18 protein-coding genes and 2 pseudogenes are annotated in these 22,387 nt (G+C 37.1%); 1 reads left to right on the forward strand and 19 read right to left on the reverse strand.

Annotation, left to right across the window (positions count from 1 at the left end):
* Positions 1-132: 132 nt before the first annotated feature.
* Positions 133-1,311: a low temperature requirement protein A gene (locus SRT_RS06035; protein WP_128833411.1), complete on the forward strand. Its 1,179-nt coding sequence runs from the start codon at positions 133-135 to the stop codon at positions 1,309-1,311.
* Positions 1,312-1,498: 187 nt separating this feature from the next.
* Here SRT_RS06035 and SRT_RS11255 read toward each other — a convergent pair whose 3' ends face one another.
* The 19 genes and pseudogenes from SRT_RS11255 to SRT_RS06125 form a co-directional block, all read right to left on the reverse strand.
* A complete protein-coding gene (locus SRT_RS11255) occupies positions 1,499-1,597 on the reverse strand; it encodes a nitronate monooxygenase (RefSeq protein ID WP_373276261.1) in 99 nt (32 codons plus the stop codon).
* An 86-nt stretch (positions 1,598-1,683) separates the two neighbouring features.
* Entirely contained in the window at positions 1,684-2,532 is an 849-nt protein-coding gene (locus SRT_RS06045; RefSeq protein ID WP_128833412.1) for an SDR family NAD(P)-dependent oxidoreductase, read from the reverse strand.
* 12 nt (positions 2,533-2,544) lie between these two features.
* Positions 2,545-3,411 carry a glyoxalase III HchA gene (gene hchA / locus SRT_RS06050; RefSeq protein ID WP_128833413.1) on the reverse strand — a complete coding sequence of 289 codons (867 nt, stop codon included), beginning with the start codon at positions 3,409-3,411 and terminating at the stop codon, positions 2,545-2,547.
* Positions 3,412-3,733: 322 nt separating this feature from the next.
* Positions 3,734-4,654, reverse strand: coding sequence for an AEC family transporter (locus tag SRT_RS06055; RefSeq protein WP_128833414.1), 921 nt, complete (start codon positions 4,652-4,654; stop codon positions 3,734-3,736).
* A 114-nt stretch (positions 4,655-4,768) separates the two neighbouring features.
* Positions 4,769-6,541 carry an ABC transporter ATP-binding protein gene (locus tag SRT_RS06060; RefSeq protein ID WP_128833415.1) on the reverse strand — a complete coding sequence of 591 codons (1,773 nt, stop codon included), beginning with the start codon at positions 6,539-6,541 and terminating at the stop codon, positions 4,769-4,771.
* 10 nt (positions 6,542-6,551) lie between these two features.
* On the reverse strand, positions 6,552-8,288 hold the full coding sequence (locus SRT_RS06065) for an ABC transporter ATP-binding protein (RefSeq protein ID WP_128833416.1): 1,737 nt from the start codon (positions 8,286-8,288) through the stop codon (positions 6,552-6,554).
* Between the two features lie 15 nt (positions 8,289-8,303).
* Positions 8,304-8,777 (reverse strand): GNAT family N-acetyltransferase, encoded by a 474-nt coding sequence (locus tag SRT_RS06070; RefSeq protein ID WP_128833417.1) that lies wholly within the window; start codon positions 8,775-8,777, stop codon positions 8,304-8,306.
* Positions 8,777-10,644, reverse strand: a pseudogene (locus SRT_RS06075) (ABC-F family ATP-binding cassette domain-containing protein). The gene SRT_RS06070 and the pseudogene SRT_RS06075 overlap by 1 nt, the downstream one beginning before the upstream one ends.
* Before the next feature lie 2 nt (positions 10,645-10,646).
* A complete protein-coding gene (locus SRT_RS06080; protein WP_128833418.1) occupies positions 10,647-11,852 on the reverse strand; it encodes a CCA tRNA nucleotidyltransferase in 1,206 nt (401 codons plus the stop codon).
* Positions 11,849-12,616 (reverse strand): 4-hydroxy-tetrahydrodipicolinate reductase, encoded by a 768-nt coding sequence (dapB, locus tag SRT_RS06085; RefSeq protein WP_128833419.1) that lies wholly within the window; start codon positions 12,614-12,616, stop codon positions 11,849-11,851. The genes SRT_RS06080 and dapB overlap by 4 nt, the downstream gene beginning before the upstream one ends.
* Before the next feature lie 11 nt (positions 12,617-12,627).
* Complete coding sequence (locus SRT_RS06090) at positions 12,628-13,473, reverse strand: DegV family protein (protein ID WP_128833420.1); 846 nt, start codon at positions 13,471-13,473, stop codon at positions 12,628-12,630.
* Positions 13,474-13,478: 5 nt separating this feature from the next.
* A complete protein-coding gene (locus SRT_RS06095) occupies positions 13,479-13,853 on the reverse strand; it encodes a DUF1149 family protein (protein ID WP_003088020.1) in 375 nt (124 codons plus the stop codon).
* Positions 13,854-14,064: 211 nt separating this feature from the next.
* Positions 14,065-17,112 carry a type I restriction endonuclease subunit R gene (locus SRT_RS06100; protein ID WP_128833421.1) on the reverse strand — a complete coding sequence of 1,016 codons (3,048 nt, stop codon included), beginning with the start codon at positions 17,110-17,112 and terminating at the stop codon, positions 14,065-14,067.
* A gap of 2 nt (positions 17,113-17,114) precedes the next feature.
* Entirely contained in the window at positions 17,115-17,393 is a 279-nt protein-coding gene (locus SRT_RS06105) for a type II toxin-antitoxin system RelE/ParE family toxin (protein ID WP_128833422.1), read from the reverse strand.
* Positions 17,380-17,652, reverse strand: coding sequence for a type II toxin-antitoxin system RelB/DinJ family antitoxin (locus SRT_RS06110; RefSeq protein ID WP_128833423.1), 273 nt, complete (start codon positions 17,650-17,652; stop codon positions 17,380-17,382). Before SRT_RS06110 ends, SRT_RS06105 begins: the two co-directional genes overlap by 14 nt.
* 73 nt (positions 17,653-17,725) lie before the next feature.
* A pseudogene (locus SRT_RS06115) lies at positions 17,726-18,822 on the reverse strand (anticodon nuclease).
* Between the two features lie 11 nt (positions 18,823-18,833).
* Positions 18,834-20,444, reverse strand: coding sequence for a restriction endonuclease subunit S (locus SRT_RS11380; RefSeq protein WP_223213929.1), 1,611 nt, complete (start codon positions 20,442-20,444; stop codon positions 18,834-18,836).
* A 94-nt stretch (positions 20,445-20,538) separates the two neighbouring features.
* Positions 20,539-20,661: a hypothetical protein gene (locus SRT_RS11165; protein ID WP_256376008.1), complete on the reverse strand. Its 123-nt coding sequence runs from the start codon at positions 20,659-20,661 to the stop codon at positions 20,539-20,541.
* Positions 20,654-22,258 (reverse strand): type I restriction-modification system subunit M, encoded by a 1,605-nt coding sequence (locus SRT_RS06125; protein WP_128833424.1) that lies wholly within the window; start codon positions 22,256-22,258, stop codon positions 20,654-20,656. The genes SRT_RS11165 and SRT_RS06125 overlap by 8 nt, the downstream gene beginning before the upstream one ends.
* Between the last annotated feature and the right edge of the window lie 129 nt (positions 22,259-22,387).

Consider the following 22,387-nt stretch of genomic DNA (forward strand, 5'->3'; position numbering starts at 1 on the left):
ACTCTATGGAATGTATGAAAATTTATCAAGTGTTGGGCAAAACACATCACATATGTTTGAAAAAACATAGAGAATGACTGCACTTTTTTGATACACTAATGAAGTTAAACAATTTATGATAAAGGAGCTATTATGTCCAAACATAAAGCAAAACGCGTTTCTAATTATGAACTTTTCTTCGATCTGGCCGTAGTTCTCGCCATCAGCCAGTTAACCTCAGCCTTCCATGTCCAACACATTGGTTTTTCAGAAATGTTATCTTTTTTTGCAGCCTGTATTATCATGCTCAATATCTGGAACAATGAAGCCTTTTATTACAATAAATATGGAGATTCTAGACGGATTGATATTTACAGCGTCATCGTCCTCATGCTTTGGGTTGGAAATCTAGCTCTGTCCTTTAACTTTGATGTAGCTTATCTCCGAAATCATTACAGCAATGTCCTTGTTTTTAACAGTATGCTCATTCTTTGTTATGGAACTATTGCTCTGCAGTATTATCTCAAGGGTCGAAAACTAGGATTTAATCAAGATATTAAGACTAGCATTGGTCTCTTGATTGCCTATATGTTGCTTTTGCTTCCGGTAGCAACTGGCATTATATCCTATAGCAACTGGGTAGTAGTCCTTTATTTCCTACCTTTAATCTTGCCCCTAATCTTGCATCTGTCTTTCTTTAAGAGAACTGCACGGGAAATTTTTTGGCAGCCCATCAACTTTCCTCACGCTCTTGAACGCAATCAACTCTTAACTATTGTGACCTTTGGAGAAAGCGTTATTGCCACAATTAAGACCTATCCGCTCATGACCGCTCCTCTTGAAGGAGCTCTGCTCTTCTTTGGTATGGCTGGTCTTTTTATGTTCTATATTATTCAAACTTTCATCAATATTGATCATCACCAGCACACCTCTATTTATGGTCTCTTTTATTCTCATGCCATCATTATTGTCAGTTTACTCTTTTTCACTGTTGGTTTGGAATTTATGGCTGACCACCACCATCACAATCTGGGAATCACCTTCTTCATCATTTCAGTGATCGCTTTTTATATCGGCGTTTTGTTCACTTCTGTCTACAATCAAGAAATCTATCGGGTTAATAAGACAATTCTCTCTAAATATGCTGGATTTCTGGCGGTCGGAAGCCTGGCTTTCTATTTCTTTCGCAATAATTTAATTCTGGTCGGAGTTAGTCTCATCATCATGAATTATCTCATTATGCGATCAGGCATGGCCTACCGCAGGCAGCAGCGTGAGCGCAATCAAGTTCCCCATCCTGATCCTAATCAGAATCTCAGAGATTTTTCATAAACAAAAGGAAGCCAAGTTGTACTGACCCCAAAAGTTAGACAGAAAAAATCTAACTTTTGGGGTGCACAGTACAAGTCAGCTTCCTTTTTTATATTTTTTAAAATTTAAAGCAATAGATTATTGGACTGAGCGACGCAAGCCGGAAAAGGCGATAATACTTTGGTAGGCGAACTAGCAGGGACTTTAGTCAAGGTTCCCTAAAACCAAGAATGCCAAAACCTCCAGCATTTGACACAGCAGTAACCAGCTTTGCATCAGTTACCCAGTTCATAGATGCTTGAATGATGGGATATAACCTGTTTCCAGAAGTTCTCTGACTTTTTCTGCTGGATTATGATTTCTCTTTGACTTGTATCTCAAAATGTCGGTTATTTAAGCTTGACCATCTGTGCTCAAACTCAGATCCATAAATTGATTGGTTTCGGCAGCCACTGCTTCCATTTTATCTTGAAGTCCCTTAATAGCACCCGAATTCAGATAAAGACGGTGAGGTGCCTGATCCATTGCGGCTACTGCTAAGATGGCCTTGGCTATCAGCTTAGGATCCCCGCTCTGATTATGATTGAGCCGATTCAAACCCGCCATAGTCTTGTTAACCATTTCATAGTCAGCAATATGCTTTTCAGGCCGGCGCATAGAAGAGCTGTCCAAAAAATCGGTTCGTACACCGCCGGGGCAGATGGCTGTCACCTGAATATTAAAAGGCGCCACCTCATCTGCAAGGGCTTCACTCATCATAATAACAGAAGCCTTAGTCGCCGAATAGATAGACTGACTGGGGCCCGTCACCGTTCCAGAAATGGAAGCTAAATTAATAATATGACCGCTCTTTTGCGCTCGCATTTGCGGTAAAACGGCCTGCATGACAGCAAAGAGCCCAAAGACATTAACATCAAAATTGGCCTTGATTTCTTCTAAACTAAATTCTTCTAAGGCACCAAGTACAGCAAAACCTGCATTGTTAACCAAGACATCAATGCGACCAAAACGCTCAATGACACTAACTACTGTTGCTTGAATGCTAGCTTGGTCAAAGTTCATGGTCAAACCAGTGAATGCTTCTAGCGAATCTGGATGGGTTTTGGCCACTGCATCCTGCAGCTTCTCAGCATCACGAGAAGTCCCAATGACCTGATAACCTTCTTCCAAGCCACGAAGAACAATCTCGAGACCGATTCCTTTTGAGGCACCTGTTACCAATAATACTTTTTTATCTGACATATTTTCTCTCTTCTATTTATTTTTTACCATGGCGAGCAATTCATCTGCTGCCAGAATTCCTAAGGCATTGGCAGCCAGCGGACTATCACCAGTTAAGACATTTCGATCCTTATGAACCTGCCCTGTGATACCTTCATTAAGGATCTTAACGCCGTGCTTTTCAAGGGATTCCTGCAAACGCCATTTGAGAAGTCCCGGCATATAACCAATTTCTTGATTGGCGCCTTCATCCAAGCTATCTGGAAAGACCGTCATTTCATATCCGTCAAAAAGGAAGTCGCCATTATTGAGGGCTGCTGCCAACAAGGCTGCCGGTCCATGACAAAGAGTGATAATTTTCTTATCATTAGCCATAGCCCAGTTAAGAACTTCTTTAACTTCTTGACTTTGGGGCAGATTGAGGAGGGCGCCATGCCCGCCCGGAAAGAAAACGGCTGCATAAGGTGAACTCTCTGCTGTCACCTGAGGCAGGACGTCACTGAGCTTCAAAGGATGCTCTAACTTGGGTAAGTATTCATGATAAAAGTCCATGACCGCCTTGTCTTCTTCGGGCATGGCCCACATTTCAAGCTTGACTGAATTTCCTGAAAGTGTCGCAACGTCAATAGCAAATCCCGCTGCAGCCATGTGCATCATGGGAAGCAGTGTTTCCACGGGGTGGTTCCCTGTTGAGAATAGTTTGCCATTTTTCATTTGAACATAGCGTTCATCAGATGCTACCATGAGAACCTTCAAATCCCCGCCTGTATAGGCTCGGCTGAACTTGTAGCCATCAAAGGGTGTGACAGGACTTGTATAGACACTCAGCGAGTAATCTGATGGAAAGTAGGCATTGTGCTCTGCACGGTCACGTACGGGGATTTTACTTAATTCTGTCATATTTTTCTCCAATTTCTATTTTAATCTAAAATGGCTGATGTCGCTGATTTATTATTCAGTCTTGGTCAAACAGCCTGTTTGGTTTTTGAGTCAGCTGCTTTTTTAAACGGGATCAAAGCATCAAAACGATTATTCACTCTATCTTTTGCATAAATAGGCTGTTCAATGACCCCGCAGCTTTCTTTAAAACTCAGATGATTTTTTATTCTAACTCTCTCTCATAAGCAGGCCGATCCTGTTAAAAGAACACTATTTCTATCTGTCAATAAAATATATTGCTTTTTTCAGATATGAGACTTCTTAGGCAATCTATTAATACAATTCATAGGTACAATAGACTTGCAAAAGTCATATTTAAAGGAATAGTCAAGAGCGACAAGACAGTTGTCAACAAGACCAGACGCGAACCATATTCATATTCTCCGCCATAAACCTGACTAAGAAGAGCTGTGTTTAGTGCAGCAGGTGAAATAACAGCAATTGATAAAGCTAATTTTACAGGATAGGAATGAATTGGCAGCAGCCAGATCGTTAAAATACTGATTAAGGCCGTAAGAAGCAAGCGTAAAAAGGCAGTATAATATGCAGGCCAATAAAGAAAAATTTCTTTGAACTTTACTTTGTAGAAATAAGAACCCAAGACAATGGTGGACAGAGGTGTATTTAAATCAGCAAAAGCATCAATAGCATCTCTTGCTACTATAGGCAGTTTAAAAGGCTGGATAAAAAGAAAGAGGCCGATGATTGTTGCTATCATAGCCGGATTGACTAAAATAGATCGCCAGTTGATCACAGTTTTGTCTTGAGCAATAAGGTATAAACCATAAGTCCATTGCATGATTTGATTGGCAACAACGAATCCTGAAATAAAGAAAACAGCTTCTTTGCCGCCAACTGCAAAAGCCAAAGGAGTTCCCATGAAACCAACGTTAGCAAAAAGAACGGCATATTTATCCGTTGCCCTTTCTTTAGGAAGCAAAACTGAAACAATGACAATCCGAGTAATGAGAAGAAAGAAAGCAGCTGCAATCATGCTAAGCAATAAAATCATTTTTTTCCAAGTAAATGCTTGATAAATAAAAGACGAAATAAAAAGGCTGGGCGCAACAAAACGCGTCAACAGTTTAGATAGCTGTAAAGTAACCTCCTTTGTTAAAATCTGCCGCTGCGCTAAAAATAATCCTGCTAGCATCAGCAAAAATAAAACGAGTAATTTTTGAAAAACTAAACCTGCAATTGCCATAATGATTTCCTTTCTACTTTCTGCTATTATACACGAGAAAGCAAAAAACAAGCAAGGGATTCTTACTTGTTTTTAGTGCCCATAGTCTACGAAAGTCAATAAGCTTGAAAAATACTAATTGGTTTTACCGCTAAACTGACTCATATACAAATCATAATAGAAGCCTTTGTCAGCTAAGAGACTTTGATGGTTCCCTTGTTCAATAATTTGTCCTTCCTTAAGAACAAGGATCTTATCCGCCTCTTGGATAGTTGATAGACGATGAGCAATAACAAAGCTCGTGCGGCCTTCCATAAGCTTACTCATAGCTTTTTGAATGAGAAGTTCCAGACGGGTATCAACTGAAGAAGTTGCTTCATCCAGAATCAGAATTTTAGGATCAGCCAGAAGCGCTCGTGCGATAGTTAATAATTGCTTTTGCCCCAAAGAAATATTATTAGACTCTTGATTGACTTCCATATTATAACCGTCTGGAAGGGTTCGGATAAAATGATCGACATTAGCTGCCTTGGCCGCTTCGACAATTTCCTCATCACTTGCCTGCAAATTTCCAAAGCGTAAATTGTCTTTGATCGTACCTTCATATAACCAAGCATCTTGCAGAACCATCCCAAATTGTTTCCGATATTCCTGACGAGAAAGGTTACGGATATCATGATTATCTACTGTAATCGCTCCTTGGGTGACATCATAAAAACGCATTAAAAGATTGATAAGAGTTGTTTTACCCGCCCCGGTCGGACCAACAACAGCAATCATCTGACCCGGTTTAACATCTAAATTAAAATGTCGGATTAAAGGCTTATCTTTAGTATATTGAAAGGCGACATTATGAAAAGTCACTTGCCCTGTCAAATCATGCTCTAGCTTTTCCTTGACTTGATTGACTTCGTCTGTTTCATCCAAAACCTCAAAAATACGTTCTAGAGAAGATTTAGCACTTTGAAGAACACTTGATAATTGTGTGATGGTCTGAATAGGCTGATTGATTTGCCAAATATATTGAACAAAGGCCTGCATATTACCAATAGTCAGTCTACCCGCTAAGACCTGCAGGCCGCCAACCAATGCGACTATCAAATAGGCCAAGTCTGAGATAGCATTAAGAACTGGCATCATTATTCCAGAAATAAAACTGGCTTTAAAGCCGACATCTCGTAGATTCTCTGTGATAGCTCGAAAGGTTTCAGCAGATATTTCTTCACGTCCATAGAGTTTTATGACATTAAAGCCCGTTAAGTTTTCTTGAACGAAACTGTTCATATCCCCTAAAGCATTAGCCTGTTGTTTAAAATAAGGCTGCGATTTCCTTAAAATAAAACGAGAACTGACATAAGTCAGCGGAACACAAATAAGAATAACCACCGCCAGAGTCAAATTGAGGTAAAGCACCATAGCCACAACAAGGATAATTGTCAAAAAAGCATTAATAATCTGCAGGAAGCTCTGCTGCAAAGCGTTGGAGACTGTTTCAACGTCATTAGTGAAACGTCCTAACATATCGCCAAATTGATGTTTATCAAAATAAGAAACGGGAATCTTATTAATCTTTTCACTCAAATCATGACGCAAATCGTAAATGCTTTTTTGCACTGCATTAGTCATAAAGTAATTAGAACCGTAAGAGCCAATACTATACAGCAAGCCACGTAAAAAATAAAGAAATAAAATCATGGTAATATAGCTGATATTGAGATGAGCGCCTTGAACTCCGCGAGCCATATCAATTAAGTTAGCCGTTAATTCTGTCATTACCAGTCCTAAAATAAAAGGCTCAAGGACATTCATGACACTGCTAAGTATTTTTAAAAAAATAGCCAAAAAGAGTGAACCTTTATAGGTTTTCAAATAATACCATAAGCGGAAAAAGACAGTTTTCTTTTTCATGAGACCTCCTTTACTCTTGCGTTAAACTTTGCTGATTGAGTTGTGAGTTAGCAATTTCACGATAAATGGCATTGGACTTCATGAGTTCATCATGGCTGCCGCGACCAACAATTTCTCCTTCATCCAGTACAATAATCTGGTCAGCATTCATGATAGTTCCGACACGTTGGGCCACAATGAGCACTGTTGAATTGCCTGTCACTTCTTTCAAACGCTGACGCAGGAGACTATCTGTCTTATAATCTAAGGCTGAAAAGGAATCATCAAAAATATAAATATCTGGTTTTTTAACAACTGCACGCGCAATAGACAAGCGCTGCTTCTGTCCTCCTGAAAGATTGCTGCCGCCTTCTGCTAGATGGGTATCAAACTTCTCAGCTCGACTTTCGATAAATTCTTTAGCCTGTGCAATATCAGCAGCTGAATGCAGTTCAGCCAGACTAGCATCCTTTTTCCCATACTTAAGATTTTCTCCAATGGTTCCGGTAAATAGCAGCGCTTTTTGCGGAATAAAGCCAATTTTCTGACGCAGAGCCTTAAGATTATAATCACGGACATCCACACCATCAACCAGAATCCGACCCAAAGTCACATCATAAAACCGAGGAATCAAATTAACAAGCGACGACTTTCCTGAACCTGTACTGCCAATAAAAGCAATCGTTTCTCCCGGTCTAGCCTTAAAAGAAATATCATGCAAGACAGGACTTTCGGTTTCCCCAGGATAGGCAAAGGTCACATTGTCAAATTCCAAATAGCCTTTAGAGTTAGTCTCCTTAATGCCATTTATATTGGGATCAATGGAAATAGGCATAGCCATTACCTCTTGGATACGTTTACTAGATACGGCCATTCGCGGATACATGGTGAAAATATTAGCAAATATTAAAAAAGAAAAAAGAGCATGAAAACTATATTCAATAAAGGCAACCAAATCACCAATCTTGATAGTCCCTTGTTTAAGCGGATCTAATGAGAACCAGACAATAGCTACTATCATGATAATGATAATCTGAACAAACAGGGCTTCTGTGAGTCCGGTTAATTTAAATAGTCTGTTGGAAGTCTTTTCATAACTTCTGTTTTTTAAGTCAAAGCGTTCTTCTTGAAAATTTTCACGCGCAAAGGCACGAATAACACGTAGACCCGTTAAGTTCTCACGAACATACTGATTAATCTTATCAAGCGTATTTTGCTGCTTTTCAGATAAGGGGCGTGTTTTTGCAGCAACATAATAAATCACCAGTATCAAAAAAGGAATAGCAAATACTACAATCCAAGCCAAAGATGGGCTAGTCACCAAAACCATAATAACGCTTGAAACCATCATCAAGGGAGTAACAATTCCCATCCGCAAGGACATTTCTGCAAATTGCATAAGCACAAAGGCGTCACTAGTCATACGTGTGACCAAGGAAGAGACACCAATTTTCTTATATTCGTGATGGGAGTACTCTTGCAATTTATCATACATATCATTGCGCATATCGCGAATCATGGTCGTAGTTAATCTGCCCGAAGCATAGGCTAAAGTAATACGCCCGACTATTCCTGAGAGAACAATGATAAACATAATAAAAGCCCAAAAATAAAGAGCTTGTTTATCAGCCGGTGTGATTCCTTGATCAATCATTCGTGCTAAAGCTGTCGGTAAGCCCAAATTGACAACAACAAATAAAAGAGCACCAAGAATGTCCAATAGTAACCATTTGGGATATTTTTTTAAATGAGACCAAATATATGTCATCTTATTTCCTTTCCTTTACAAATCCTTTATCATCCACACATTCATGGCTGTATGACCAGCATCATTTGCCAATGGCTTTTCTAAGGGTATAAACCCAAAATGTTTATAAACCTTAACAGCCTGTGCCAGCTGGCTGGAACTCTCTAGATAAATTTGTGCGAAATCTCTTTTCTTGGCTTCTTCAAAGATAGACCTTAAGAGCATGCTGGATAGACCTTGTCCTTGACATTGAGTTGCTACATATAATTTTTGCAGCTCAGCAATAGTTGAAGAAATGGGAGCAAAACCGCCAGCTCCAACAATCTGACCACAGTTTTCCAAGACAAAATAAGCTGCTCTAGGAACGGATTGATAATAGCCAGCTAAATCATCTAAGTAGGGATCGTAATAAGCCGTTCCCGGAATAGCTAAATGCTCCTTTTCCAAAGAATGACGAATAAGCGCAGCTACTGCTGCATTGTCTGTTTTCTCAATAGATCGTAACTGCATTATTGCTCCAGTTCGCTCAAGTATTCATAGCGCTCATATTTTTCAAAAAGCTGCTCATTGGCAGTATCTAAATCATGCTGCAGACTAGCCAGTTGACCATAATCTGAAGCATGTTCCTGCATGGCTGCTTCGATGTTTTCGATACTTTCCTCTAAAGCTGTTATATCATCCTCAATCGTCGCCCATTCTTGCCTTTCAAAATAAGACATGCGTTTGCGCTCTGATTTTTCTTTCTCAACCTTTGCTGCTTCTTTTTTGACTAGCATGGCAGAGCTGTCTTTTTCAAACGCTTTCTCATCTAGATAATCGGTATAATTGCCAAAAAATTTACGAATGGTATTATGTTCAAAAGCGAGGATTTTATTGGCTACTTTGTCTAGGAAATAACGGTCATGACTAACCGTAATGACAGGACCAGAAAAATCCTGCAAGAAACTCTCAAGAACTGTCAAAGTCGCAATATCAAGGTCGTTGGTCGGCTCATCTAAGAGCAAGACATTGGGCTTTTCAATCAGGATTTTGAGTAAATAAAGACGCTTCTTCTCACCACCTGATAATTTAGAAATAACTGTCCCATGTGTTGAGCGCGGAAAGAGAAATTGCTCTAAGAAACTAGTCACACTGCTTGCCCCGACAGCTGTGGTAACCTCATCTGCCGCTTCCTGCAAATAGTTAATCACGCGCTTGCTTTCATCCATATCTTTGATTTGCTGGGAGAAATAGCCAATACGAACCGTCTCACCAATATCCAGCTTTCCAGAACTGGGCTGCAAGTCGCCATTCATTAAATGTAAAAGAGTTGATTTTCCAACCCCATTTTCACCAACAATGCCAATTCGGTCTTTGTTTTGAATGAGTAAATTAAAATGTGTCAAAATCGTTTTGTCGGGATAAGCAAAGTCTACCTGTTCAAAATTGATAACCTTTTTCCCAATACGACTGGTTTGAAAATTGATTTCAAGATCAGAAGAAGTACTCATACCAGATAAGTCTGATTTTAAATTCTTAAAACGATTGATACGCGCTTCTTGTTTTGTCGCACGCGCCTGTGGTTGTCTACGCATCCAAGCCAATTCTTGTTTGTAGAGCTGCTTTTTCTTATGTAGGGCTGCCGCGTCGCGTTCATCCTGTTCTGCACGCAGGCGCACATAATCTTGATAATTGCCCTGATATTCAATCAAATGCGCCCTATCCAATTCAAAAATACGGCTGGCAATATTGTCCAAAAAATAGCGATCATGCGTAATAAAAGAACCGTTTTTTTACTGTTTTTTAAAAAATTAGCTAGCCAAGCAATGGTATCAATATCAAGGTGATTGGTCGGCTCGTCCAGCAAAAGCAAGTCTGCATCATTTAGTAAAACCTGAGCTAATTGCACACGCCGCTTCAAACCGCCTGACAGGTTGCCAACCTTTTGAGATAAATCAGAAATCCCTAATTTAGACAAAACAGTTTTGATTTCACTTTCAATAGACCAGACATCTAGAGCATCCATTTCTGCCATAACCCTTTCCAATTGCTCCTGATTAGCTTCATCATAATTGGCCATGAACGATTCATAAGTGTGAATGAGCTGCATTTCTCGCAAATCTGATGATAAGACGGTATCAAGAATTGTCTTCGTCTCATCAAAAACAGGTTCTTGCGTCAGATAAGCCATCTTATAGTCGTTTTTAGCAGAAAAAGGCGAGTTGTCACCATCAAATCCTAATCTGCCAGAGATAACATCAAGAAGGGTGGTCTTTCCAGTCCCATTGACACCAATGATGCCAATGCGGTCTTTCTCATGAATAATAAAAGAAATATCCTGAAAGACAGTCTTATCGCCAACTGTTTTACTTAACCCTTCAACAATAAAATCACTCATTCTTAGTCGATTTCCTTTCTGACAAAATCCAAAATTGCTTGTCGTTCATTGGCTAAATTTCCAGCAACAATAAGACTTTCTATTTGGTGCAAGAGCCTTCCCAAGTCTGGTCCCGGTTTCACATCAAAGGCCGCCATTAAATCGCCACCCTTAACCACAATTTCATGCTTGTCATGAATGGTTAAAGCTTCATCCAGCTCCTTAATGCGTTCAAAATCAACTGTTAAGCCTTGAGCTTGACGTAACTCTTCGACAAGGATTAACAAAGGTGCACTATAATGGTAAACATCAGCTTTTTTGATTTGCCTATCCTCGCGTAATCTGTAAATAGCTAGTAGTTTTTCCACTGTTTTTTGAAAATCATTAGAGGTCTTCCAACTTTTTAAGAAGATTTTAGGATTTTCAACATTCAAATACAACAGTACTGCTGCCCAAGCTTGTTCAGAGGCTGAAAAAATGAAATCCTCTGGCAAGTCCATCAGCAGCTGCTGCCACTTAGCCGCAGTACTTTGCAAAAAAGGCAGATAATCATAAGCTTGACTGGCAATTAAACAGTTTATTCCTTTACGCCAATAAGGAGCCTGCAAGAGCTTGTCGAACTCAATAAAAGAGCGCTCTACAGAAATTTTTTCCAGCAAGGGCGCATGTTCTCTCATAGCTATGAACGTTTTTTTCTCAATATCGAAATTCAAATGAGCAGCAAAGCGCAAACCACGCATAATGCGCAAGGCATCTTCATTGAAACGTTCAGCAGCATTGCCGACTGCCCGCAGTATTTTTTGTTCTAAATCTGCTAGACCATTAAATTTATCAATGATATTAGCCTTTTCATCAAGCGCAAAGGCATTGATGGTAAAGTCACGGCGCTTGAGATCCTCTTCTAAAGAACGCACAAAAGAGACCTGACTGGGCCTGCGATAATCGACATAAACATCTTCGGTACGAAAAGTTGTCACTTCATAGTCATGACCATTCTCTAAAACCAAAACAGTTCCGTGTTCAATGCCAATATCAACCGTCCGAGGAAAAATCCTTTTCGTCTCTTCAGGATAAGAACTGCTGGCAATGTCCACATCATGAATAGGATGCCCTAAAAGAACATCACGAACACTGCCGCCAACAAAATAAGCTTCAAATCCTGCTGCCTTAATTTTCTCTAATACTGGTAAAGCCTCCTGAAATTCAGAAGGCAAATGTTTTAATCTCATAGTAACTGTTCCAAACCATAAACGAGCTGCTCTCGCTGTACCACTTCTTTGATTCCTAAATTAACGCCACTCATAAAAGAAATCCGATCATAAGAATCATGACGCAGTGTCAAACCCTCTCCTTGAGCTCCAAAAATGACCTCTTGGTGAGCAACAAGCCCCGGCAAACGAACACTATGAATTCTAAAACCATCAAATTCAGCACCGCGTGCACCAGCTAGCGTTTCTTCTTCATCTGCTGCTCCCTGTTTTTTATAAGCACGTGCTTCTCGAATCAGCTCAGCTGTTTTAACTGCTGTTCCGCTTGGAGCATCTTTTTTCTTATCATGATGCAATTCAATGATTTCAAGATCAGGGAAATACTTAGAAGCCTTAGCAGCAAATTCCATCAGCAAGACAGCTCCAATAGCAAAGTTTGGTGCAATCAAGCCGCCCAATTTTTTATCAGCAGACAAAGTTATTAACTCTGCAATCTGCTCTTGCGTAAAACCTGTTGTTCCCACAACTGGACGAAAACCGTTTTCAAGGGCAAAATGTGTATTTTCATAAGCGACTTTAGGGATGGTAAAATCAACCCAAACCTCAGCATCAAGGCCAACAAGGTCATTCTTATCCGTAAAGACAGGCACTCCATCAATTTCTTTTTCAGCTGCAAAAGGATCCAAAAGTGCTGCTAATTCAAGCTCGCTATCATTTTTAATCATATCAACAGCTGTTGACCCCATTCTGCCTTTAAAACCTGCAACAATAACTTTAATACTCATTTCCTATCTCCTTAAATAATCGGTATAGCACCAAGTGCAATAGCTCCCTCACCCAGATGGGTTGCAATAACACCATTGAAAGGAACAATGGCAAGATTTTTGGTATAACCATGATCAATTAAACGCTTTTGCAAATCTTCCGCCTTACCTCTAGCATTGGCATGAATAATATAGACCATATAAGACCCATCAGCAGTAACCTCATCTATGATAGAAATCAAACGCTTGATAGCCTTTTTCTCAGTTCTAACTTTTTCAAAAACTTCAATCCTGCCATCCGTAAAATAAAGGATAGGTTTGATACTCAAAAGATTACCTAAGAGAGCTGAACCATTCGACAAACGGCCGCCCTTGACCAAATGATTAAGATCATCAACCATAATAAAAGCATTTGTTTTATCAATCATCACTTGAAGATTGACCAAAATCTGCTCAAACGCTAATTCTTCCCTGCCCCACTTCAAAGCCTCCATTACCATTAATCCCATGGGACTGGAAGTGATTTTAGTATCAGGAAAGGCAATTTCAAGCTTATCATGTTCAGCAATTAGATATTGAATATTTTGGTGAAATCCTGAAATGCCACCAGACAGAAAAAGACCGATAACATGGGTATAGGCTTCTTCTTCCAAGTTGGTCAGTAAATCATCTAACTCAGCCAAATTAGGCTGGCTCGTTTGGGGTAATGCCTTGGAAGCAGCCATCTTAGTATAGAATTCATCAAGAGATAGATTTTTACCTTCAATATAAGTCTTTCCATCAATAGTAATAGCAATATCAAGGATAAACAGATCTTCTCTTTGAGCAAAGCCTTGAGGAAGGTAGACTGATGAATCAGTGATTACAGCTAATTTCATCTTTTTTAGAACTCCAAGCTAACGCCTTCTTTATCAAGTGCAATTTCAGTCACTTCATAGGTCATGCGTTTTAAAATATCAAGCAAAGGTGCCGCTAAAGTCGCCACTTCCTCTTGTGAAAATTCACTCGGCTGATTAATCAAGCGGTCCTTAATCTTAACCATTTGTGAAAGAACACCGCTTAGAACAAACTCATCACGGACAATCATGAATTGCAAAACGGCCACAACAGTCGTTTCATTTAACTCTTCATTTTTTTCAACTAATTGAAAAGTCACTTCGACATCTGTTTCAGGTGTCCCATTTTCCTTTTCCCATTCTAAATTTCTGGCATCATAATGATATTGATTAACAAATTCTTTTTGACGTACAATTTCCATTGTTATCTCCTTGTTTTACATTACCACTCATTATAGCATAATTAAGCCTAAAATTAAAGAAGCCCAAGGTCGTTAACAAACAATTTAAGAGTATAATTGATAAGAAAACAGACATTAGAAAATTATTGAATTACAGGCAATATGTTAGACATCTCTTAATTATCTGGGCATAATCAAGTTAATTTACAAAAAATTAAAAGTAGACACCTTTTTAAATCCCTGTATAAGTCTCCACTAATTTTTGTAATTTTGCTAAAATTTCGTGTTTCTTACGTTCACGGGCACCCTTTCGACGCGAGGTAGCTGGCATTAGATTATTAATGTCAGTGCCAGAAGACGATACATATCCCTGAGCAATAGAACGATTAATAAATCGACGATAGTCTCCCTTTAATGTAAGCTCTTCAGCTAAATCCTCTATAGCTTTCTTTTTCTTCTGATTACCATAAGCATAAAAAGCTTCTAATATTGTCTGATTATCTTTTAATTGTTCTAAGTGTGTTTCATTAATAAATCCAATCACTAGTTCTTCTTTAGCTCGCATATCAATGCTTGAACGAATAACACGACTAATATCCCGTTTCAATGTTTCCTTAGAATCATTATCTTGTGCTTTTGCAGAGATAAGACTAATAATATAATCAAGGTTAATCTCATCCGTTTTTAAAAGTTCAATTTCAAATTCTATATCGGATAAATCAATACCAGTTTCTTCATTTTTACCAGTTCGACCATTTCCATATGCTTCTTCTCGAATATCTACATATACACTTCTCATGTCCTGCATTTGACCTGGTGTAATGAGATGCTCTTCTGGCGTAAATTCATCATAATTTCTTAAAACATTCTCTAGCTTAAGGACTTCCCCAAATAATTTAACAAATTCTCGTTTTTCAGATTCTAGAGCAATTTCTGTTGGATCAGGAAATTTTTCAAGTATTTCCTGACAAACCTCTTGATAACCTTTTACTGTAATACCAGCTTCTTTATCTGTAAAACCAGTCATATACTCTTCGTAACTCTTCTCAAGTACTACCGAAATACTGTGTGATTCACCATAAAGTGTCAAAGCATCATTAGTAGCTTTTTCTAAATCACGGAAGCAAACAATATTCCCAAATGGCTTTTCTTTATTTAAAATACGATTTGTACGAGAAAATGCTTGAATAAGCCCATGATATCGTAAATTTTTATCTACAAAGAGTGTATTCAAAGTAGGAGCATCAAAGCCTGTTAAAAACATTCCTACCACAATCAAAAGATCTACTTCTTTGGATTTTACACGTTTGGTTAAATCTTTATAATAATTTTGGAAATCCTTTCCTTCTGTTGAGAAATTTGTTTTAAAGTGTTTATTGTAGTCAGATATAGCCAAATCTAAGAATTCTTTTGAAGAAAGATCCATTTTCGTTGGTTCAAAGTTTTCTGAATCTATAGCCCCATATGCTAACTGTTCTTCATTAGGCACATAACTATAAATAGTAGCAATTTTGATTCTTTTATCTACTGGCAATTGTCTTTGTTGCTTATTGAGCTCTTCATAATAAGCTTTCGCCGCTTTAACATTTTGTACCGCAAACATAGCATTAAAGCCTTTAAGTTGTTTTTGTTTGTGAGTATAGTGCATATTTCGATGGGTTTTATCATCAAATACTTTAAGTAAATATTTTGAGATTGTTGAAATACGCTCTGGATGTAAAAGTAATTCTTTTTCAATTTTTTTAAGTTTCTTTTCATCGTTTTCTTGTCCAGATATTACTTCGGCTTCTCTAAATTTATTCAGTTCTGGTTTAATATAATTATAATCCACTTTAAATTTCAACACTTTGTTATCACGAATAGCATCTGTGATAATATAGGAATGAAGCTGTTTACCAAAAATAGTACTTGTCAACATACCTGTTAAAGTATTATCTTCAAAGATTGGTGTACCTGTAAAACCGAACTGATAATGTGCTCTAAAACTGGACCTAACCTTTCTTTGAGCATCTCCAAATTGAGAGCGATGGCACTCATCATAAATTAAAACACATTGCTTTTCAAAGATAGGATGTTCAGGATTTTTCTTGACGAATTCATTTAATTTCTGAATTGTTGTCACAACAATTTTACTATCATCCTTCTCAATAGCTCTTTTTAATTCTTTAGTATTCTTACTACCATTAACAGAATCCTTTTGAAATTTCTGATATTCCTTCATGGTCTGATAATCTAAATCTTTACGGTCAACAACAAAGAAAACCTTGTCAATATAATCTAATTCTGTTGCTAAACGTGCAGCTTTAAAACTTGTCAGAGTTTTACCAGAACCAGTAGTATGCCAAATAAATCCTCCTGCATCAGTTGTACCGTAGAGTTTATTTTCATGCGCAACATGGATCTGACGCATAATGGCTTCTGTTGCTGCAATTTGATAGGGACGCATGATCAAAAGAGTATCACTAGTATCAAAAACACAATACTTTGTCAAAACGGATAAAAGAACTTGCTTATTTAAAAAAGTTTGTGCAAAATCTTCTAAATCATAAATAATTTTATTCTTTTTATCTGCCCATTCACAGGTAAATTCAAAATGATTTTTATTTTGAGCAGTTGTATTGGCAAAATAACGTGTACGCGTCCCATTTGAAACAACAAAAATTTGAATATACTGAAAAAGTGAATGTTGTGTGTTAAAGGATTCTTTGCTATAACGATGAATCTGTTCAAAGGCTTCCTTCATTGGAATACCGCGTTTTTTTAATTCAATCTGTACTAGGGGCAGACCATTGACTAAAATTGTCACATCATAACGGTTAGAATGACTTCCTTTTTGCCTAATTTGACTTACAACTTGTAAATGATTCTGATGAATGTTTTTCTTATCAATCAGTATCATATTTTTAATATGCCCATCATCAAAAATAAAATCATAAATATGATTCTCTTGAATTTTACGAGTTTTTTCAATCATCCCATCATTAGGACGATCCAAATATTCATCTAAAAAACGCTGCCACTCATCATTTGTAAACGTTACATTATTAAGTTTTTCTATTTGCTTACGCAAATTACTCATTAATTCTTCTGCTGTGTGAATGGTTAATAATTCGTAATGCTGACCTTGAACCAGATCCTCTAACAGTTTCTTTTCCATCTCATTTTCAGTCTGATAAACATCTCGATTATAACGCTCTGTTTTTACAAATTCTTCTAAAATAATCCCGTTGGACATTTCCGCAACGGGCATTGTTACTTTTGAATAATCTCCTGATTTCATTTTTACATTCCTAACATCTGTGCATGACTTCCTGTATCAATCAAGAGTAAGACAAGTTCGTTATCTAAAACTTGATAAGCCAACAGCCAGTCTGATTCAATATGAAGTTCTCTAATGCCTTTCCATTTTCCTTTTAACTCATGATCTCTCAATGCTAAGGGAAGTTCTGATTTTTGACATAATAATTCTACGATAGCAAAAAGCTTGTTAATATCTTTTCCTTGCTTTACTACCTTTTTTAAGGATTTCTTAAATTGTTTGGTTTGCTTAATCTTTAGCATAGGCACTCATCTCTGATTTCCAATCATCAAAACTATCAAAAGTTTCAACATCATCATTTTTAGCCTGCTCTAAAGCAATGTCCAAAGTATTTTTTACTCTTGGAGTAAATGGCAGAGCTTGATCATCAATGACACGTTTAATAAACATATTGACAGCAGCACTTGTTGTTAGACCCATGTGGGCAAAAATAGCATCTGCTGTTGCTTTATCCTCTAAATCAATTTTGATATTGATATTCGCCTTATTTTTTACAACCATATTATCAACTCCTTTTATTACTATTATATCAAAAAAGCAAGAAAAAGTAATATAATTTCTTGCTTTCATTGTTTTATTTCCATTTAAAATCTTCTATAAACTGATTAAAGACATACTCCAGAAGCTTTTGTTCTTGCGGTTCAAGCTCCCCATACTCATGTTCTGAGTGCCCACTATGACTATACAGGTTAATCCTTCTGATATAGGCCTGTCTCTCTTCAGAATCTATGCATTCACCCCAGTTCGTGTATCCCAAAAAAGTCGAAGTCTTTTCAAGTAAATTTCTCAGTAAATTAAAATGATACTTTTTAACACGACCCTGACTGATTGCCTCTTGAAGTTCTTTTTTGACAACTAGATGATAAGCAAAGGGAGCATCTTTTTCAGGTGGATTGGTCGTCAACTCATAGTTTTGGTCAACTTTTGACAATGTATGCTTAACAGCACCTCCTAGTTCATTAAATAAGACATTATAAAATAAAGGGTGATGAGTGGTTAGAATAAATTTTAATTCCGTTTGTTCCTCATTACTCTTCTTGATTAAAAATGCCAAATCAAGTGCCACATCAATAATATGATTATCATCTAGGGAAGAAATAGGATCGTCTATAAAAATATATTCAAGATTGTCAAACATAGCTGTCGTACGATCCCCTTCTTCATCAGCAAGGACTTCTACAACAGCCTCTATCAAAGTATAAAAAATAGACCAAATAAAATTACTCTCTTCTCCACGAGAGATTTTAATATGCTGAAGTTCTTCATTATCAGTCAGTAAATTAAAAGCCACTTCTGTCCCGCTTGGATTAAATACGGGTTCTAAATGTGATGAGGTATAACGGTGAAAATTATCAATTATATCTTTTTCTCGGCCTTCTTCTGAGAAAATAAAGTTCATAAAACTAGACTGGGAATTGATATTCAGTTTTCTATCCCTATCAAATTCTAAATCATTGTCCCAATAAAATAAATCTTCCGTAAAGGCATTAAAGTAAATAATCTTTTTAGATAAATCATCTGTTTCATCCTCTATATTCTTTGGTTGTACTAATTCTTTAAAAGCCATGGACAGTCGTGTTTTCCCTGTGCCATTAAAGGCATAAAGCAATTGAACCTTTTTATTAGATTTTTTAGCTCAACTGCAACCTCTGTTAAATTAGCAAATCTCATTTGCTTCACTCCTAAAATGTTAACAATTTATCCCTAAAATACTCATACTGCTTTTGTCTCTGATTGATTTCCTTGGGTAATCCCTCAGAGATAGAATTGGTCAAAGTGTCAAATTTGTCTAAAACGGAAACAATGCGGGATTGTCCTTCACTTTCAGGTAGACAAATGATTAAGTTTTCAATTACATTTTTAGATAATCTCGGTATACTAGCCTTTCTTACTTGGCCTTTAATCTTAGGTTGATTGCTCAAAAGCATATAATATAAAAATCTTTGATTGATAAATTCAGAACTCATTGTCCATACATCATCAGCTTTCCAAAAAGGTTGTTTACTAAATCCAATTTCACCAGCAGCACCTGCACTAATAACAAATGTAGTATTAGCTTCCTCATTCGTTTCATTGAAGTAACCCAAAGGAATAAGACTATTTTGATAAACAGGATATTTGCCATTTTTATTTAGCTGACTTTTAATAAGTCGCTTACCTCGTGAAATACTACAAATACTCCCCAGACTAACCTTAATTGGTCCAAAGACCCACTGCAAGAGCCTAATCAGGTCTTGTCTGTACTGTACTGTACTGTCAGTGTACACGCCTTCGGCGGTGAAGATCAAGAGTTTATCTCTAAAATATTCATACTGTTTTTGACGAAGTTCGATTTCTTTGGGAAGTCCGATGTTAAGGTCATTACAAACCGTATCAAAATTATCAAGGACTTGGACAATACGGGATTGAATATCAAGGGGTGGAACAGGGATTCTGAAATCCCTTACCATTTTTAAGTTTAATCCTCCTCTAGTCCCTTCACCAGAAGAAATGTCACGAAATTTTTGGTATTGCCCTTTAAGGTAATAATACAAATAATGGCTGTTCACATCATCTTTTGGAACAATCGAACACAGTGATTGATTTGTACACAATTCAATCTTTGTAATAGCTACCGTTCCACGTGTCTTACCTTGTCCTGCTAATGCAATGACAACTGTCTCTTTTGGAACAATTTTAGTGCTGCAACTATCATAACCTTCTTGGGTAATTTTTTTCTCCGTGTCGTAAACAAAACCTTTATTTACTTCTCCTGAACTCATCCACGGAATAGTGCCATTTCCCCAATATGACGAATTAGAAGTTTTAGGAGTTGCACCAGCTAAACATTCAGCTATTTCCCCCAGCGTCTTCCACTCGACCTGATAAGCCTCATCTTCAAAAGAAAGCAGTTTATCGCGATAAAAAGAATATTGCTTTTGGCGTAAGGTCAATTCTGAGGTCAATTCTGAGGTCAATTCTGTGACATAATCCGTGAATTTGTCAAGTATTTGCACGATTTTTTCTTGAATTTTTAGAGGTGGGATGGGGATCTTTGTATCTAAAACTTTCGACATATCTGGATGTTGAATCCCAGAGCCTCTATAAAAACTAGAAATTAATTTCAAATTATTTTGTAAATAATAATATAAGTATTTGGTTAACAATTCGTCATCATTTTTTACTCTGGCAATTCTGTTATCGCCTGTAATAAATTTACCTTTGTAATACTGAACAATGGGATTACCTCCCCATGGTATTGCAACTATTTCTTTATCAAAAACTCCCCTCCTGCAACATACTCCGTTGTCCATAAATTACTTGGACTGGTTGTCAATATTTTAATATCCCCATCTGAGACCACCATTTGAGAGAGGTCTTTAGCTAGCAAATATTCATATTTATCAACTAATTGTTGTTTAAATTTTGAAACACTATTAAATTTTTATCCCAAATTGTTACTTCCCATAACTCTTTCCACTCTACGCCATCTGGACAGAGTTCTTTGATCATGTCTTCAATTTTAGTCATGGCTCAGCTCCTCCACGATTTTATCAATCTCACTGCGTAGGTGATCAATCTTCTTGACCGTTTCGGCGATTTCTTTGTTGAGTTCATCAATATTGATAATCTCGCGTGTGTCACGCTTTTCAACATAGGTTGATACAGATAAATTGTAATCATTTTCCTCAGCAATCAGATTATTATCAACAAGTTTAGCCTCATAATCAACATCTTCTTTATTTTTAAATAATTCAACAATAGCTTCGATATTTTTTGAGTTTAATATCTTGCCATTGGTTACTGCCTCATAAAATTTATTCTTACCAGAAACCGTAGATTTTTCATCTGAAGAAGCATCAATAAAGAGTGTTTTATCCTCAGGTTTATTTTTTGCCAAAACTAAAATATAGGTTGCAATGCTTGTTCCATAAAAAAGATTATCAGGCAAGGCAATAACAGCTTCAACAAAATTATTATCAATCAAGTATTGACGGATTGTCTTCTCAGCTCCTCCGCGATAAAAAATTCCAGGAAAGCAAACAATTGCTGCACGACCTTTATTGGATAAATGGCTAAGACTGTGCATAATAAAGGCAAAATCAGCTTTTGATTTAGGAGCTAATTTACCAGCTGGTGCAAAGCGCTCATCATTAATTAAGGTTGGATCAGCATCCCCAATCCACTTGATAGAATAAGGAGGATTAGAAACAATGGCATCAAAAGGTCGTTCGTATAGATGCTGAGGGTTTAACAAGGTATCGCCACGGCGAATATCAAAATTATTATAGTTGATATTATGAAGAAACATATTCATCCGTGCCAAGTTATAATTAGTCATATTAATCTCTTGACCAAAAAAACCTTCTTCCAAAATATGGGTTTCAAATTGTTTCTTCATTTGAAGCAATAGTGAGCCTGAACCACAAGTTGGATCATATACTTTATTAATATGCTCTTTTCCAACCATAACAAGTTGAGCAAGAAGTTTCGAAACAGTTTGCGGTGTAAAAAACTCTCCGCCACTTTTACCTGCATTAGAGGCATAGTTAGAAATCAGATATTCATAGGCATCACCAAATGCATCAATATCATTTTCTTCAAAAGTGCCAAAATCAAGCCCAGCTATTCCTGTCAAAATATCTGATAAGCGTTTGTTCTTTTCTTTAACAGAACCTCCCAAACGATTTGAGGTTGTATCCACATCATCAAAGAGTCCCTTAATCGCATGTTCTGAATCTTTACCAATTGCGGATTCTTCAATTTTCTTGAAAATCTTTGCTAAGTCCGTATTTAAATTTTCATTTGTTGAGGCTGTTTTGACTATATTTTCAAAGAGTTGTGAAGGCAAAATAAAAAAGCCTTTTTCTTCTACTGTATCGGGTTTGAAATCTTCTTCAGCTTCTTCATCACTGAGATCAGCATAACGAAAGTCTGGATCACCGGCCTCATGTTCAGCACGATCAAAATAATCAGACATATTTTCAGAAATAAAACGATAAAAAAGAATCCCTAAGATATATTGCTTAAAATCCCAACCATCTACAGCACCACGCACATTATCAGCAATAGCCCATATTTTTTGATGCAATTCTTGTCTTTGCTGACTTTCTTTATTGAACGACATATTCGATTCCTTTGCTAATAAAAACTATTAATATTTTATCATAAAATAATATGAGAACATAACTTTATTTTAATCTCTAAAAATCCCACATTTTTCAACGAATTCTTTAAAATTTAGTTTACTAAAATC

The sequence above is a fragment of the Streptococcus troglodytae genome, assembly GCF_002355215.1.
Taxonomy (GTDB): Bacteria; Bacillota; Bacilli; order Lactobacillales; family Streptococcaceae; genus Streptococcus; species Streptococcus troglodytae.

Coding starts and splice junctions, on each gene's coding strand:
- SRT_RS06035 (WP_128833411.1), top strand. CDS start 133: ATGTCCAAACATAAAGCAAAACGCGTTTCTAATTATGAACTTTTCTTC.
- SRT_RS06045 (WP_128833412.1), bottom strand. CDS start 2,532: ATGTCAGATAAAAAAGTATTATTGGTAACAGGTGCCTCAAAAGGAATC.
- hchA (WP_128833413.1), bottom strand. CDS start 3,411: ATGACAGAATTAAGTAAAATCCCCGTACGTGACCGTGCAGAGCACAAT.
- SRT_RS06055 (WP_128833414.1), bottom strand. CDS start 4,654: ATGGCAATTGCAGGTTTAGTTTTTCAAAAATTACTCGTTTTATTTTTG.
- SRT_RS06060 (WP_128833415.1), bottom strand. CDS start 6,541: ATGAAAAAGAAAACTGTCTTTTTCCGCTTATGGTATTATTTGAAAACC.
- SRT_RS06065 (WP_128833416.1), bottom strand. CDS start 8,288: ATGACATATATTTGGTCTCATTTAAAAAAATATCCCAAATGGTTACTA.
- SRT_RS06070 (WP_128833417.1), bottom strand. CDS start 8,777: ATGCAGTTACGATCTATTGAGAAAACAGACAATGCAGCAGTAGCTGCG.
- SRT_RS06080 (WP_128833418.1), bottom strand. CDS start 11,852: ATGAGATTAAAACATTTGCCTTCTGAATTTCAGGAGGCTTTACCAGTA.
- dapB (WP_128833419.1), bottom strand. CDS start 12,616: ATGAGTATTAAAGTTATTGTTGCAGGTTTTAAAGGCAGAATGGGGTCA.
- SRT_RS06090 (WP_128833420.1), bottom strand. CDS start 13,473: ATGAAATTAGCTGTAATCACTGATTCATCAGTCTACCTTCCTCAAGGC.
- SRT_RS06095 (WP_003088020.1), bottom strand. CDS start 13,853: ATGGAAATTGTACGTCAAAAAGAATTTGTTAATCAATATCATTATGAT.
- SRT_RS06100 (WP_128833421.1), bottom strand. CDS start 17,112: ATGAAATCAGGAGATTATTCAAAAGTAACAATGCCCGTTGCGGAAATG.
- SRT_RS06105 (WP_128833422.1), bottom strand. CDS start 17,393: ATGCTAAAGATTAAGCAAACCAAACAATTTAAGAAATCCTTAAAAAAG.
- SRT_RS06110 (WP_128833423.1), bottom strand. CDS start 17,652: ATGGTTGTAAAAAATAAGGCGAATATCAATATCAAAATTGATTTAGAG.
- SRT_RS11380 (WP_223213929.1), bottom strand. CDS start 20,444: ATGGACAACGGAGTATGTTGCAGGAGGGGAGTTTTTGATAAAGAAATA.
- SRT_RS11165 (WP_256376008.1), bottom strand. CDS start 20,661: ATGACTAAAATTGAAGACATGATCAAAGAACTCTGTCCAGATGGCGTA.
- SRT_RS06125 (WP_128833424.1), bottom strand. CDS start 22,258: ATGTCGTTCAATAAAGAAAGTCAGCAAAGACAAGAATTGCATCAAAAA.